11 protein-coding genes and 1 CRISPR repeat array are annotated in these 16,121 nt (G+C 34.3%); of the genes, 10 read left to right on the plus strand and 1 reads right to left on the minus strand.

Going from position 1 to position 16,121, the window contains the following annotated elements; all coding sequences use genetic code 11:
* Nucleotides 1-41 precede the first annotated feature (41 nt).
* Complete coding sequence (locus CSW08_RS09970; RefSeq protein WP_157831463.1) at nt 42-260, plus strand: hypothetical protein; 219 nt, start codon at nt 42-44, stop codon at nt 258-260.
* A 280-nt stretch (nt 261-540) separates the two neighbouring features.
* Here the strand turns inward: CSW08_RS09970 and CSW08_RS09975 are convergent, their stop codons facing one another.
* Nucleotides 541-945: a helix-turn-helix domain-containing protein gene (locus CSW08_RS09975; RefSeq protein WP_106659744.1), complete on the minus strand. Its 405-nt coding sequence runs from the start codon at nt 943-945 to the stop codon at nt 541-543.
* A 77-nt stretch (nt 946-1,022) separates the two neighbouring features.
* Between CSW08_RS09975 and CSW08_RS09980 the strand changes: the two genes are divergently transcribed.
* The 9 genes from CSW08_RS09980 to CSW08_RS10020 all read left to right on the plus strand — a co-directional run.
* A complete protein-coding gene (locus tag CSW08_RS09980) occupies nt 1,023-1,952 on the plus strand; it encodes a hypothetical protein (protein ID WP_157831464.1) in 930 nt (309 codons plus the stop codon).
* A 50-nt stretch (nt 1,953-2,002) separates the two neighbouring features.
* Nucleotides 2,003-2,359, plus strand: a complete 357-nt coding sequence (locus tag CSW08_RS18270) for a hypothetical protein (RefSeq protein WP_106659746.1) — start codon at nt 2,003-2,005, stop codon at nt 2,357-2,359.
* A gap of 656 nt (nt 2,360-3,015) precedes the next feature.
* Nucleotides 3,016-4,014, plus strand: coding sequence for a type IV toxin-antitoxin system AbiEi family antitoxin (locus tag CSW08_RS09990; RefSeq protein WP_106659747.1), 999 nt, complete (start codon nt 3,016-3,018; stop codon nt 4,012-4,014).
* Nucleotides 3,989-4,828, plus strand: a complete 840-nt coding sequence (locus CSW08_RS09995) for a nucleotidyl transferase AbiEii/AbiGii toxin family protein (protein WP_106659748.1) — start codon at nt 3,989-3,991, stop codon at nt 4,826-4,828. The genes CSW08_RS09990 and CSW08_RS09995 overlap by 26 nt, the downstream gene beginning before the upstream one ends.
* Nucleotides 4,829-5,428: 600 nt before the next feature.
* Nucleotides 5,429-9,811 (plus strand): type II CRISPR RNA-guided endonuclease Cas9, encoded by a 4,383-nt coding sequence (gene cas9 / locus CSW08_RS10000; RefSeq protein WP_106659749.1) that lies wholly within the window; start codon nt 5,429-5,431, stop codon nt 9,809-9,811.
* 12 nt (nt 9,812-9,823) lie between these two features.
* Nucleotides 9,824-10,729 carry a type II CRISPR-associated endonuclease Cas1 gene (cas1, locus tag CSW08_RS10005; RefSeq protein ID WP_106659750.1) on the plus strand — a complete coding sequence of 302 codons (906 nt, stop codon included), beginning with the start codon at nt 9,824-9,826 and terminating at the stop codon, nt 10,727-10,729.
* A 13-nt stretch (nt 10,730-10,742) separates the two neighbouring features.
* Nucleotides 10,743-11,090: a CRISPR-associated endonuclease Cas2 gene (gene cas2, locus CSW08_RS10010; RefSeq protein WP_106659751.1), complete on the plus strand. Its 348-nt coding sequence runs from the start codon at nt 10,743-10,745 to the stop codon at nt 11,088-11,090.
* Nucleotides 11,091-11,242: 152 nt separating this feature from the next.
* Nucleotides 11,243-15,082: a CRISPR direct-repeat array (repeat unit 46 nt; unit sequence CCTGTGAATTCTCTATAAATTTAAAGAACTGAAAGCAATTCACAAC).
* Between the two features lie 104 nt (nt 15,083-15,186).
* On the plus strand, nt 15,187-15,558 hold the full coding sequence (locus tag CSW08_RS10015; protein WP_106658087.1) for a transposase: 372 nt from the start codon (nt 15,187-15,189) through the stop codon (nt 15,556-15,558).
* Between the two features lie 175 nt (nt 15,559-15,733).
* Nucleotides 15,734-16,121, plus strand: a 388-nt coding sequence (locus tag CSW08_RS10020; protein ID WP_157831465.1) for a DDE-type integrase/transposase/recombinase, incomplete at its 3' end; no start/stop codon positions are given.

The raw sequence follows: 16,121 nt of genomic DNA on the forward strand, positions 1-16,121 counted from the left end.
TTTCAATATTCTATGTGTGTGTTGGCAAAAATTTGGCTCTTTTGCAAGCTGAAGAATCAGCCTGTGGGTTTGGGCTTGCAAATGTGCCAAATGTGCGTCGGCTGCTTTTTACAATGAACGCCAACTTATTTATATACGGAACTTTTATTCTCTTAGCCAGCCATATTGGATGGATATGCGGAAGTTTTATGTTTATAACATCTTTACCATCTTATAAAAAAGAAGAAAATTCCTTATGCAATTTAACTGTATTTTATTAACTACCAAATAGTTTTTCTTATTTCTAATTAAATAAGGGCGTAAATTGAATCGGGTTTCATTTGATGTTTACCTACAAACATTAAATGAAAAAGGTAAGTGATGGTATAAGCATCCTATGGCAACGATTTGATACAAAACGAAGCATCCAAGGGAACAAGCCAAAATGACTGTTTTTAATGCTTAAACAAATTCCCTTTAATACATTCCTATTGCAGCTAGAAACATATAAAAAGGGAATTTTTGAGATTTAAATAATTTAGCAATTAATTTCTTCTGGTATTATTTTTTGAGTAGTTTCTCCAAATACTCGATTTTGTCTTTTTCTGCCTTAACTAGACGTTCATAAAGTTCAACGATTTTCTCCACAGTATTAAAAGTCGGCTGGTAATTTACGGAACTTGAAATCAAAGTAGAATTATCACTACTATTATTGTTGTAAGTATTATTAATAATATTAAAAACAGCTTCATCCGAAAAATTCTCGATACCTTCTTTAGTTACGCCTAAAACATTTGCAATCTGTTCCAGTTTGTCATCTTCAATCTTTTCTGACTGTTCAATTTTAGATACTGCCTGTTGGCTAATGCCAAGTTTTTCTGCAAGGGTTTCCTGTTTCATTCCCCTTAGTTCCCTGATACGGCCAATCTTTCTGCCTATGTGGTTTGGTTTTGTTGCTGTTTCCATAAACCAAATATAAGATTTTTTCTAAAAATCACCATACCCGTAAAAAACAAATTTGTAGTTGTATTATACAATGTGCTTTGGTTCGGTACATTGGACTTTTGTGCTTAGTTTATGTAAAACAAAATATCATGGAAACAAAAGCACCCAAAAAGTTCCCATTTCAAAAAGAATTGATTTCACTAATCCAAAAGGAACTTACACTTCATTCAGTCTATGTCATTAGTGTATATCCCGAAAAAAGGAAACAGGACGTATATTTGACCCCCATAAATAAGAACACCAAAAGGCAGGTAACATATACCTTGCTCATTATTGGACATAAATCACCACGTAAGAACCTTGGGGATCTTATGGCTTACCTCTACAACAAAACGCAACAGCGATGCAAGGTATATGCCATTTTCCATACCCTTGCCAACATCATGTACAGGATAGATGTTGGGGATAATTTTTTGACCCGTGCCATTTCACAGACCCCCTGCATGTACAAAGAGGATGATGCCCTTCTGAGGTTCAGCCAATACCAGATATGTTTCCACAGGCTTGTATATAAAACGATAAAGGAAGGCTGGATGAACCGTATGAAAAGGGCGGACTATTTGCTAACGGTAATAAACACTATAGAGGATAATGAAGAACCCAATTCCAAACTGGCAGTGGCGCACTGTGCCGTGGAACAGATGTGCTTGGCACTCTTGAACCTATTTTGGGAATATAAGCCGCACCATTATTCACTGGACTACCTATTGCACCTATGCAGCCACTTCACCCAATTGCCAAACAGGATATTCCCAAGGACGACTTTCGGTCTGCAACGCCAATATTATATGCTCTGCAATGCACAGGATATCTTACGTTTCAAGGACAACAATGAATTTTCAAAGAATGATGCCCATAAGGTCGCCAAATTATGCGAACGGTTCTATGATGAAGCCGTAACACTTGGTAAGGAACAATTAAAACACCTTAAGGAACTCCATTGTCGGCAAGATGTAAAATCCCAATAGGGGCATAAAGCCCATGAAAAGAAAAAAAAATCAATCATTAAAAATCGCATATGGAAGCAAACAACACACCGAACAGGACGGACAGGGAAACACTGGAGGAAGCCATTAAGCTCTTGAACCCCAGAACCCGCAAGCGTTACAAACGGGAGGACAATGCCACCATGCAGGAAGTCACCTTTGAGGTAGAGGACAATGGCGAACTGCGGTATATTATATCCTGCCTGTTGAGGACATGCATCTTGGCATTGGACAGTGAGAATGACTTTGCATCGCCAAGGCTGAGCAATTGCTCTAAGGAACTGACCATAGCGACCGTATTGGACCTGGTGGACAGCTTACTGCCAGATGCACAACTGGCAAGCTATGATGCCATTGAAAAACTGTTATTGGAAAGGAACCAACATTAGGCATAAAAGCGTTAAAATTAGGGATTACCAATAAATGTTTGTATTATGATATTTTTACGGATTAAAAGCCCCAACATCTATCGAGCTAATACTATGAAGTGTTTTTGGAAAATAAAGGACGTAAAGTTGATATTTTAGTAAAAAAATCATTGGTTTTACTGGGCTATCCCCATTTTTTAGTAAAAACCAAATTTCAATAGCCTTATAAACACTTCTAGAACTTCAAATTTTACTAAAAGGCAGCAAAGAGTATTAAGGGCCAACTTTTTCACGGAAAAACACATTGATTCTATTGGCTTTCGGATGTTTTTCCGTGAAAAATGATTGGCATTCAATCCATTTAAACCCTCAAAACTACCTAAAACTAAGGGGGAATAAACCGTAACATCGCTTTAGCGTGTTACCCTCTTGCTTTTCCCTTAGTTTTACAATCACGGTTATATAGAGAATTTTTTACATAGTAAGTACTATGTAATAAGTAACTTTATATCGAGGGAAAACTCCTTTACTTACTATTAAATGTTTGGACTTTTCCTAAGTAGTATTTTTTTATTTTTTATTACCTTTTATTATAATAAGTATGTATATTTGTTCATAAATTTTTATCGTTCACGAATAATGAACGTGTAAAATAATGAACATAAAGAATCAATAATATGAATGAAGTCGATATTCTAAATAATGCGATTCATAATTTAGAGAAAGATATCCCCTTAACATGGGATTGGAAAATGTTGGATTATAATAAAGATACTGGTATTGATGGAGAATTAAATATTGTAATTAATAATCAACAAACTGTATTGCTTGTAGAGGTAAAAAGGGATGTTAAAAATCACCAACTGTTTAACATTATTAATTATAAAAATAAATTTAACAATTTTCTTTTGGTGGCTGAAAAACTATATCCAAAAGTAAAAAAGGAACTTAGGGAAAACCAAGTGAATTATTTAGAGGGCAATGGGAATGTGTATATCAATAAAGATGGACTGTTTCTCTACATAGATACAAATAAAACGGATAAACCTCAAAAAGATAAGGGAAACAGGGCATTTACTAAAACAGGTTTAAAAGTTCTGTTTCAATTCTTGTTAGACCCTCAATTAATAAATCAAACCCAACGGGATATTGCAGAAATTACTAATGTTGCTTTGGGCAATATTCCTTTAATCATAAACGGTTTACTAGAAACGAACTTGATATTAAAGTTGAACAAAAATGAATATGTAATTAATAATTATGAAGAATTCCTTAACAAGTGGATTACAGAATTTGAGCAAACCTTGAAACCCAACATTTTTAAGCAACGTTTTAGATTTCAGAATAATAACCAAGAATGGAGAAATATTCATTTTAATTATGAAAAAACGGTGTGGGGTGGCGAACCTGCGGGAGATATTATAACCAATCACCTACGACCAGAAAAATTTACTATTTACACCAAGGAAACTAATAAAGAATTAATGTTGAATTATAGACTATTACCAGACAATGAAGGCGATATATGGGTGTATGATATGTTTTGGACAAATAATATGAATACAAACACAGCACCTGAACAATTGGTTTATACAGATTTAATGATTACCAACGATAAAAGATGCAAAGAAACCGCAAAACTGATTTTTAATGAGTACATCCAACCAAACATATAAAGAATTAGCAATTCCCTACTTCAAGGAAGTTTTTGATATTATTGATAAAGTCATGTTAAAACTAAATGTGCCTTATTATCTCATTGGTGCAAGTGCCATAGCATTGGAATTATTAAAAGATGGCATTAAACCAAGCAGGGGTACCAAAGATATTGATTTTGCCATCATGATTTCTTCCATTCGAGAGTTTGAAACAATTGTTAAAGAACTCAGCAATTATGGATTCAATAAAGTTGAAGCACCTTGGACTTTATACAATGAAAAGTTCAACGTCGTTATAGACTTATTGCCTTTTGGTGAAATTGAGGAAAAGTTTACACTAAATTTCAATAAACGTAATGCAGATTTACATTTTTTAGGTTTTAGTGAAGTATTAAAAGAACCAGAAACAGTACAAATTGAAGAAAAGATTGTTCAAATACCATCCTTACCAGGGATGGTTGTATTAAAGCTAATTGCTTGGAGTGATAGGCCAGAAGAACGTAATAGTGATTTAGGAGATGTTTTAAAAATTATAGAACATTATTTCAGCCTTAATTTAGATGAAATAGTTGAATTCCATAATGACATCTTTCCAGAAGAAGGGGAACTGGATCAACTCAAAATAGCAGCGAGGGTGTTGGGTAGAAAAGCAAGAGCGTTTTTGGATGTTTCCCCGGCCATCAATGAAAGAATACTGAAAACCATTAACGATAATGTTATTAAGGTCGAAAACTCGGAAATAGCCAAGCAATGGATTCGGAACAAAGACTGGAATCTGGAATATGCAGTTGAGATTTTGGATGAGTTAAGGATAGGGCTAATTGAAGAATAAAAAATAAGTGGCTTTATCCTAAACTAAGGTATAATATTAGCTTTCAATCTTTGCGCATATAACTTTTTGGAATTGTCAAACAATTAATTTTTCACCGGGGTATTTCGCTAACAATTAAACAGAGCCACTCTTTTTAATTGACAGTTTAATTTTATAGAAATACATGAGCTAAAGAATAGATTCTTATAGCTCCAATAGAAAAAAAACAGTCAATTTTATTATAAATAAGAGGAAAATTCATCAAAAAATAAGAATGTTTTTGTAGATTTATACGGTCAATTGATGGGGGGCCTTGTATAAAGCTCACGAAGTTTCATTATAAAAAAAGATTTAATAATACGCTAAGTTGATATGTCCTGGACGTTTTGACTTAGGGCTTTTATTGTTTAGTTAGAGAAACCTTTAGGCATAAAAAATGCCCCCTGATTATGGACAAGGAGCAACCCAAATGTTTTCACAACGGAATAATCCTTATTGTGAATTGCTTTCAGTGCTACAAATATAATAAAATAACCTAAAGTTGAAATACGGTTTTCCGTAAATATGTTTTGGCAATTGGTTGTAATTTTTGACTTTTAATTGTTAAATAAAATAAAGGAAATGAAACGGATTTTAGGATTAGACTTAGGAACAACCAGCATTGGTTTTGCATATATTAAAGAGGGTGAAAATGAAAAAGAACTCTCATCTATTGAAAAGATTGGTGTTCGAGTTAATCCATTAACGACAGATGAACAGACAAATTTTGAAAAAGGGAAACCATTAACCACCAATGCTGATAGAACGTTAAAACGTGGAGCAAGACGCAATCTTGACCGTTACCAACTGCGCAGAGAAGACTTGATTGAGATTTTAAAAAAAGCTAGTTTAATTTCTGATGATAGTATTTTAACAGAAAACGGAAAAAACACAACTTTTGAAACTTGGCGTTTGCGAGCAAAAGCCGTGAACGAAAAAATAGAAAAACACGAATTTGCTCGTGTGCTTTTGGCGATTAATAAAAAACGTGGTTACAAAAGCAGCCGAAAAACAAAAAATGAGGAAGATGGACAAGCAGTTGATGGAATGGGTATTGCCAAACTTTTGTATGAAGAAAACCTTACACCCGGACAATTATCGTTTCAAATTTTACAAAATGGAAAAACATTACTTCCTGATTTTTATCGTTCAGATTTACAGGCAGAGTTTAATAAAGTTTGGAACTTTCAAAAGCAATTTTATTCTGAAATTTTTACCGATGAATTTTACAAAGAATTGCAAGGCAAAGGACAGCGGGCAACTTCTGCCTTGTTTTGGATAACGTGCAAATTCAATATCGCCGAAATAAAAGATTTGGAAGATAGCCTAAAAACTGAAAAAACAATTAAATTCAACAAAAGGCAGCAAAAGAAATTACAAGCCTATAAGTGGAGAAGTGATGCTATTTCTAAGCAACTGCCAAAGGAAGAAGTCGCTTATGTATTAACTGAAATCAACAACGATTTAAATAAATCAAGTGGTTATCTCGGAGCAATTTCAGATAGAAGCAAAAAATTGTACTTCAATAAAGAAACCGTCGGACAACATCTTTACAGGCAGCTACAGAAAAATCAGCATACACGTTTAAAGAATCAAGTGTTTTACCGGCAAGATTATCTCGATGAGTTTGAAATTATTTGGGAAACTCAAGCCAAATTTCATTCAGAATTAACAAAAGAATTGAAGGAAGAAATTCGTGATATAGTTATTTTCTACCAACGAAAACTGAAATCACAAAAAGGACTCATCAGTTTTTGTGAGTTTGAAAGCAGAGAAATTGTAAAAAATGGTAGGGAAAAAACAGTTGGGTTACGTGTTGCCTCAAAATCTTCATCTATGTTTCAAGAGTTTAAGATTTGGCAAATTTTAAGCAACTTGGAGTTCAGAAATAAAACTACTAAGGAAAAACTTTCGCTCGATTTAGAAGCGAAAGAAATTTTGTTTGAAGAATTGAATTTAAAAGGTAACTTATCGGCAAGCAAAATAATAGAACTATTAGGTTGTGAATCCAAAGATTGGGAATTAAACTATAAAACCATTGAAGGCAACCGCACTAACAAATCCTTGTATGAAGCCTATCTGAAAATCTTGGAAATAGAAGGCTATGATGTAAAAGACTTGCTGAAAGTAAAGTCCAATAAAGATGAATTAGAGTTAGACGATTTGAATGTTCCCGCTACCAAAATCAAAAATATGGTGAACAAGATTTTCGATACCTTAGAAATCAGTACCGAAATATTGGATTTTGATGCGGATTTGGACGGAAAGGATTTTGAAAAACAAGCTTCTTATCAACTGTGGCATTTGTTGTATTCTGCCGAAGATGACAGCAAAAAGTACAGTGAAGACGATATTTTAACCTACGGAAATGACAACATCGGGCTGAAAAAGCAGTTGTGTGCCAAATTTGGTTTCAAGCCTGAACACGCTAAAATTTTGGTAAATGTTGATTTTCAAGATGACTACGGAAATCTTTCCAGCAAAGCAATGAGAAAAATTTATCCTTATATCAAAGAACACCAGTATTCTGATGCTTGCGAACAGGCGGGTTATCGCCATTCCAAATATTCATTAAGCAAAGAAGAACTCAAAAAGAGAGAATTAAAACCACATTTGGAATTGCTTAAAAAGAACAGTTTACGCAATCCTGTGGTGGAGAAAATCCTCAACCAAATGGTTAATGTTGTGAATACACTGATTGATAACGAAAAGAAAAAAGACCCGAATTTCAAGTTTGATGAAATCCGCATTGAGTTGGCTCGTGAGTTGAAGAAAAATGCCAAAGAACGAGCAGAAATGACTACCAATATCAACGCGGCAAAAATGCGACACGAGAAAATCGTAAAACGTTTGCAAAGCGAATTTGGTGTTGCCAACCCAACTCGAAACGACATCATTCGCTACAAACTGTACGAAGAACTGAAAAACAACGGTTACAAAGATTTATACACGAATACGTATATCCCGAGAGAAAAATTGTTTACTAAAGAAATTGATATTGAGCACATCATTCCACAATCCAAAGCATTTGATGACAGTTTTTCCAATAAAACAATTTGTTACAGAGAGGAAAATTTGAAAAAGGGCAATAGAACTGCCATAGATTATATTCAAAGCGAATATGGAGGCGAAAAGCTTGAAGAATACTTAAACAGAATTACTGCACTGAACAAAAATTGGGGTAAAGACAAACAAGAAGAAGGCATCAGCAAAGCCAAATTCCAAAAATTGCAAAAACGGGAAAGCGAAATAGGTGAAGGTTTTGCGGAAAGAGATTTGCGGGATAGCCAATACATTGCAAAAAAAGCCAAAAGTATGTTGTTTGAAATTACACCTTCGGTGGTTTCTACTTCGGGAAGTATTACCGACCGTTTGCGTGAAGATTGGGATTTAATCAACGTGATGAAAGAACTCAATTTGCCTAAATACAGGATGTTGGGGCTTGCAGAAATACAGGAGCGTAAATTTGGCAAACAAGTAGAAGTAATTACTGATTGGACTAAACGAAACGACCACCGCCACCACGCTATGGATGCGCTTGCGGTTGCTTTTACTAAGCGAAACCACATTCAATACCTAAACTATTTGAATGCTAGAAAGAACGAAAATCATAAACTACACGCAAACATCATTGCCATTGAAAAAAAGGAAACCGAATTGGTGGAAAATGGTAATGGCAGTAAAAAACGATTGTTTAAAAAACCATTGCCAAATTTCCGCCAAGTAGCCAAAGAGCACTTGGAAAACGTATTGGTTTCTCACAAAGCGAAAAATAAAGTAGTTACTAAAAATAAGAACAAAACCAAATCGAAAAAAGGAGAAAAAGTTAAAATTGAACTCACGCCAAGAGGTCAATTGCATAAAGAAACAGTTTATGGGAAATATCACTATTACAACAGTAAAGAAGAAAAGGTAGGAACAAAATTTAATAAAGAAACCATCGCGCAAGTAAGTAATCCACTTTATAGAAAATTGTTGTTGCAACGATTGGAAGAAAACAACAATGACCCAAAAAAAGCTTTTGGAGGTAAAAATGCGTTGGTAAAAAATCTGATTTATCTCGATAAAATCAAAACTGAAGTTTTACCTGAAAAAGTAAAGTTGGTTTGGTTGGAAGAGGATTTTTCCATCCGAAAGGATATTACACCCGAAAATTTCAAAGATTTAAAAACCATTGAAAAAGTATTGGACGATGGCGTAAAAAGGGTTTTGAAAAAACGCTTATCAGACTTTGGTAACGACCCTAAAAAAGCCTTCTCCGATTTGGGTAAAAACCCAATCTGGCTTAATGAAGAAAAAGGTATATCCATTAAACGGGTGACTATTTCGGGCGTGAAAAATGCTGAACACTTGCACTATAAAAAGGACCATTTAGGCAATTTTATTTTGGATGATGACGGACATAAAATTCCTGTGGGTTATGTAAGTACAGGCAATAACCACCATATAGCAATTTATAGAGATGAAAATGGTGAATTGCTTGATTACGTTGTTAGCTTTTCAGATGCCGTAAAACGTAAAAGTTATGGGCTTCCAATTGTTCCTAAGGATACAAATAAATTGTGGGATAAAGTTTTTCAGTTAGGAATTGATAACCAATCGATTTTAGCGACATTACCAAGGCAAGGGCTGCAACTTGAGTTTTCAATGAAGCAGAATGAGTGCTTTGTGTTTCCTAATGAAGCAATGGATTTCAATCCCAAAGAGGTTGATTTACATAACCCTAATTACAAAAAGTTAATAAGTCCAAATTTGTTTATTGTCCAAACTATTTCGAAAGTTATGTATGGTAATAATGCTGTAAGAGATTATGTTTTTAGACATCATTTAGATACAACTAAAGATAAATCCTCTGCATTGAAAGGGGTCTCTCATCAAATAATAAAAAGTTTATCTCATTTACATGGAATTGTAAAAGTCCGCATAAACCACCTTGGAGATATTGTAAGTGTTGGAGAATATTAAAAAGAGGATAATATGATTAAACGTACCCTATTTTTCGGTAATCCTGCCTATTTAAGTACACGAAATGAGCAGTTGGTAGTTAATTTTCCAGAGGAAGATAAGGAGGAAAAAACCATTGCTATTGAAGATTTGGGTTATGTGGTGTTAGAAGATCCGCAGATTACCATTACCAATGGCTTGTTGATGAAGCTAGTGCAAAACAAAACGGCTGTGATTACCTGTGATAGACAGCATTTGCCGAATGGGTTATTACAGCCACTTGTGGGGCATAGCGAACAAAGTGAGCGCATACGCTATCAACTAAATGCCAGTGTGCCTTTAAAAAAGCAATTGTGGCAACAAACGGTAATAGCCAAAATAGATAACCAGGCCGCCCATTTTTTACAAAGAGGTAAAAATGCCTTGCGTTTAAAACGGTATGCAAGAGATATTAAAAGTGGCGATTTTAATAATGAAGAAGCTTTGGCAGCAGCGTATTATTTTCAGCATTTATTTGAAAAACAAGTACCGGAATTCAGCCGTAATCAAAAAGGTATGCCTCCTAACAACCTGCTAAATTACGGCTATGCCATTTTGCGTGCCATCGCAGCTAGGGCATTGGTAAGCAGTGGGCTGTTACCTTCTGTGGGTATTTTTCACCACAATAAGTACAATGCGTTTTGTTTGGCAGATGATGTGATGGAGCCTTACAGGCCTTTTGTAGATGCGGTAGTGTATGATATGGTAGAAGACAACATGGGTGCTGTTGAAGAAATGACCACCAATCTTAAGTCTGTATTGTTGACCATTCCGGCAATGGACGTGGTGTTAGATGGAAAGCTGAGCCCGCTTATGAACGCCATGAGCCGAACAACGGCCAGTTTATATGACTGTTTTGAGGGAAGTAAACGTAAAATTTTATACCCAATTTTTCCATAAATGGAAGAAAAATATGGGAGCGAACCGTTTTTCACGTTTAAACCAATACAGAAGCATGTGGGTACTGGTATTTTTTGATTTGCCAACAGAAACCGCTACCGAAAGAAAGGTAGCCACAAAGTTTCGTAAAAACTTATTAGATGATGGTTTTGCCATGTTTCAGTTTAGTATTTATATGCGGTTTTGTGCCAGTAGGGAAAATGCAGAGGTACACGTAAAGCGTACAAAGAGGGCGTTGCCAAAAAAGGGGAAAATAGGTATTTTACAAATTACCGATAAGCAATTTGGAATGATTGAACTTTTTCATGGGCAAAAAGAGATAGAACCTGAAACGCCCAGTCAGCAGTTAGAACTCTTTTAGAATTTCGTCATGCTGAATTTATTTCAGCATGACATAAAGCAATTGCATTTAAAAAATCAAGTTAAGTAAAGTAGAAAATCTAAAAATTAATGGATTTAGTGTATTTTAACAGATTTTTAAAAAACAGGATACCAGCCTTTTACGGCAAGTATCCTGTGAATTCTCTATAAATTTAAAGAACTGAAAGCAATTCACAACATGACTCCACAAGATAGAGTGATCCATTATCCTGTGAATTCTCTATAAATTTAAAGAACTGAAAGCAATTCACAACGGACCAATAAAAGTATTATTATTGCCGTGCCCTGTGAATTCTCTATAAATTTAAAGAACTGAAAGCAATTCACAACGCTTTAGAACTTTATAAAAATGTAGAAATACCTGTGAATTCTCTATAAATTTAAAGAACTGAAAGCAATTCACAACACAAAGTGACCGATGATTTTTTATTGTTCACCTGTGAATTCTCTATAAATTTAAAGAACTGAAAGCAATTCACAACTATGCTCTTTATTTTCTTTAGCAACCTTGCCCTGTGAATTCTCTATAAATTTAAAGAACTGAAAGCAATTCACAACATAAATTACTAGGTTGCGTTAGGGTCAACGCCTGTGAATTCTCTATAAATTTAAAGAACTGAAAGCAATTCACAACACCTTTATCCATAATCGAAAGTTTATCTTTCCTGTGAATTCTCTATAAATTTAAAGAACTGAAAGCAATTCACAACTAGCAATCTAAATGGATCAATTTGGATTGACCTGTGAATTCTCTATAAATTTAAAGAACTGAAAGCAATTCACAACGAATGATATATTTTTTCACTTGGTTGGTTTCCTGTGAATTCTCTATAAATTTAAAGAACTGAAAGCAATTCACAACGCTTCGGGCGGTGGTGATGGTTAGCGAAGGCCTGTGAATTCTCTATAAATTTAAAGAACTGAAAGCAATTCACAACCCAATACCATATATGCTGATAAGCGTACCGCCTGTGAATTCTCTATAAATTTAAAGAACTGAAAGCAATTCACAACGCGTAAACGTATTGGTACACTAGGGTGTACCCTGTGAATTCTCTATAAATTTAAAGAACTGAAAGCAATTCACAACCAAAATTTGTAAATGAAGCTACATATGTTCCCTGTGAATTCTCTATAAATTTAAAGAACTGAAAGCAATTCACAACACTAACATTATGAAACAATTTAACTCTATTCCTGTGAATTCTCTATAAATTTAAAGAACTGAAAGCAATTCACAACTGGTCAGGATTTATGGAGTTTAAGTAATGCCCTGTGAATTCTCTATAAATTTAAAGAACTGAAAGCAATTCACAACCGCAAGTTGAACAATTCGCGGCGGACACTACCTGTGAATTCTCTATAAATTTAAAGAACTGAAAGCAATTCACAACGCAAAATCCAAAAGTCCTATTTTTTTAATACCTGTGAATTCTCTATAAATTTAAAGAACTGAAAGCAATTCACAACTTGCAGGTTATGGTCAATTTTCTGTAACAGCCTGTGAATTCTCTATAAATTTAAAGAACTGAAAGCAATTCACAACGAATAAAGAAGCTTTAGAAAAGGCTAAACTCCTGTGAATTCTCTATAAATTTAAAGAACTGAAAGCAATTCACAACGCCCAAACAAGCTAAAACATTGAGGCAAAACCTGTGAATTCTCTATAAATTTAAAGAACTGAAAGCAATTCACAACTATTTTTTCCGACGCTTTTTTACGTTTAATCCTGTGAATTCTCTATAAATTTAAAGAACTGAAAGCAATTCACAACAATACGTAAATGTATTGGTTTGGGTTTTTGCCTGTGAATTCTCTATAAATTTAAAGAACTGAAAGCAATTCACAACACAAACTTCACACACCATATAGGCGTACTCCCTGTGAATTCTCTATAAATTTAAAGAACTGAAAGCAATTCACAACATACGGGCTAAAGATCAAGAAATTATTGACCTGTGAATTCTCTATAAATTTAAAGAACTGAAAGCAATTCACAACATTCTGCAAACACAATTAAAAACTACGTGCCTGTGAATTCTCTATAAATTTAAAGAACTGAAAGCAATTCACAACATAGGCAGCAATAAATAATACTCCGGATGCCCTGTGAATTCTCTATAAATTTAAAGAACTGAAAGCAATTCACAACGTGCTAATTTATTGTTTGATGCCATGAATCCTGTGAATTCTCTATAAATTTAAAGAACTGAAAGCAATTCACAACCTTTTACCATTTCAAAAAGAACACCGTTTTCCTGTGAATTCTCTATAAATTTAAAGAACTGAAAGCAATTCACAACGCTTGGGAAGAATTGGAGCATTACCAAAAACCTGTGAATTCTCTATAAATTTAAAGAACTGAAAGCAATTCACAACAAGATGCTTCTGAAGATGACATTGAAGCTGCCTGTGAATTCTCTATAAATTTAAAGAACTGAAAGCAATTCACAACTATGACATTATCAATTACAAAAAAGGGGGCCTGTGAATTCTCTATAAATTTAAAGAACTGAAAGCAATTCACAACAGATGGGCGGCCTATGTAACTGTTGGATTTCCTGTGAATTCTCTATAAATTTAAAGAACTGAAAGCAATTCACAACTCGAGTGGTTAATAAACACAAACACCTTACCTGTGAATTCTCTATAAATTTAAAGAACTGAAAGCAATTCACAACGGCCTCGGTAACATTGTAAAATAAGATAAGCCTGTGAATTCTCTATAAATTTAAAGAACTGAAAGCAATTCACAACACAAAAGTTAAACAGCCAAAAAAACCTAAGCCTGTGAATTCTCTATAAATTTAAAGAACTGAAAGCAATTCACAACACCAGTTCCATTAACCGAAGATTTATTACGCCTGTGAATTCTCTATAAATTTAAAGAACTGAAAGCAATTCACAACGATTTACAAAAAGAGATAAATACCATTGTCCTGTGAATTCTCTATAAATTTAAAGAACTGAAAGCAATTCACAACTATAATGATATGACTATCGATGCTGCGACTCCTGTGAATTCTCTATAAATTTAAAGAACTGAAAGCAATTCACAACTTGATATATCTTCGGTAGCTGTCGGACTTTCCTGTGAATTCTCTATAAATTTAAAGAACTGAAAGCAATTCACAACCCACAGCCCAATTACATAGACAATAGGATGCCTGTGAATTCTCTATAAATTTAAAGAACTGAAAGCAATTCACAACAAATAGCTGGATGGTTGATTCATTTACCAACCTGTGAATTCTCTATAAATTTAAAGAACTGAAAGCAATTCACAACGGGCCAGCCACGCCGGTTTCGAGAAGGGTGCCTGTGAATTCTCTATAAATTTAAAGAACTGAAAGCAATTCACAACTTGTATTGATAGGCTCAGCGGCATTTGTTTCCTGTGAATTCTCTATAAATTTAAAGAACTGAAAGCAATTCACAACTACAATTTTGAATTGTTAAATTAACCAAATCCTGTGAATTCTCTATAAATTTAAAGAACTGAAAGCAATTCACAACGATACAGATATTCATCAAAGTAAAGGTAAACCTGTGAATTCTCTATAAATTTAAAGAACTGAAAGCAATTCACAACAGTAAATGAATTTGCGAATATTGTAGCCAACCTGTGAATTCTCTATAAATTTAAAGAACTGAAAGCAATTCACAACAAAGGGTGGCAATTAATAACTATAAATATGCCTGTGAATTCTCTATAAATTTAAAGAACTGAAAGCAATTCACAACCGGTGATACGTTTGGATTGATTGGATGCATCCTGTGAATTCTCTATAAATTTAAAGAACTGAAAGCAATTCACAACTAACAATGGAAACTACAAAAACGTTCGTATCCTGTGAATTCTCTATAAATTTAAAGAACTGAAAGCAATTCACAACATAGGCTTGACATTAAGTAATGATCCAATGCCTGTGAATTCTCTATAAATTTAAAGAACTGAAAGCAATTCACAACACATTCTGCATTTGCGCCAATTCTTTGAGCCTGTGAATTCTCTATAAATTTAAAGAACTGAAAAGTGACCCGTCCTGAAATAAGGCTACATAATTTTAAACATTATGTACAAAAATGACAAAGTAATCAGACGGTATTCGGAACCTTTTAAACTGAAAATTCTGGACGAAATCACAACTGGAAAACTTAACAAAAACCAACTAGGCAAACTTTATGGCATTGCGCCTACCACCATTAACGAATGGATCAGGAAGTACAACCGTAAGAACCTAATGAACACAAGGGTAAAAGTGGAAACAAAAGACGAGATAACACGAATCAAGGAACTGCAAAAAGAGATCGGACAGCTTAAAAAGCTACTCCTAAAAAAGGATTTGGATGCATTGGTACTGGATTCATACTTGGAAGTCGCAGCAGAAGACCTGGGCTACAAATCTGTGGCTGAACTAAAAAAAAAGCTAAGTATAAAGCCTTGATCAAAGCCAAAGAAAAAGGTAAGGGATTTGCTTCTTTAACTACTATAACCAATTTTTTGGACATAAACGCAATGCTTACTATAAGTATAAAAATAGAGCTGATAAGCGTTTAAAACTAGAACAGCAGATTATTGGGATAGTTAAGAAAAGACGCAAGTCCCTTCCAAGGGAAGGCGTGCGTAAACTTGTTAAATCCTTAGATGATGAGTTTACCAAAGCCAACCTTAAAGTCGGCAGGGATACTTTGTTTAACGTCCTTAGAAAACATCAAATGCTAACACTTAGAAAGAAATATAGCTCTAGAACAACTAACTCTTTGCACAGGTTCTATAAGTATAAAAACATCATTAAAGATATTGAGGTTACAAGACCTAACCAAGTGTGGGCCTCTGACATAACCTATATCAGAACGGTAAAAGGATTTTGTTACCTGGCGTTAATAACTGATATGTATTCAAGAAAGATTGTTGGTTATGACCTTAGTGATAGCCTGGAACTAAACGGATGCGTGAGGGCCCTTAACAAAGCTTTATATCATGCTAAAAACACAAAAGGACTCATTC

The sequence above is a fragment of the Confluentibacter flavum genome (assembly GCF_002843175.1).
GTDB lineage: Bacteria > Bacteroidota > Bacteroidia > Flavobacteriales > Flavobacteriaceae > Confluentibacter > Confluentibacter flavum.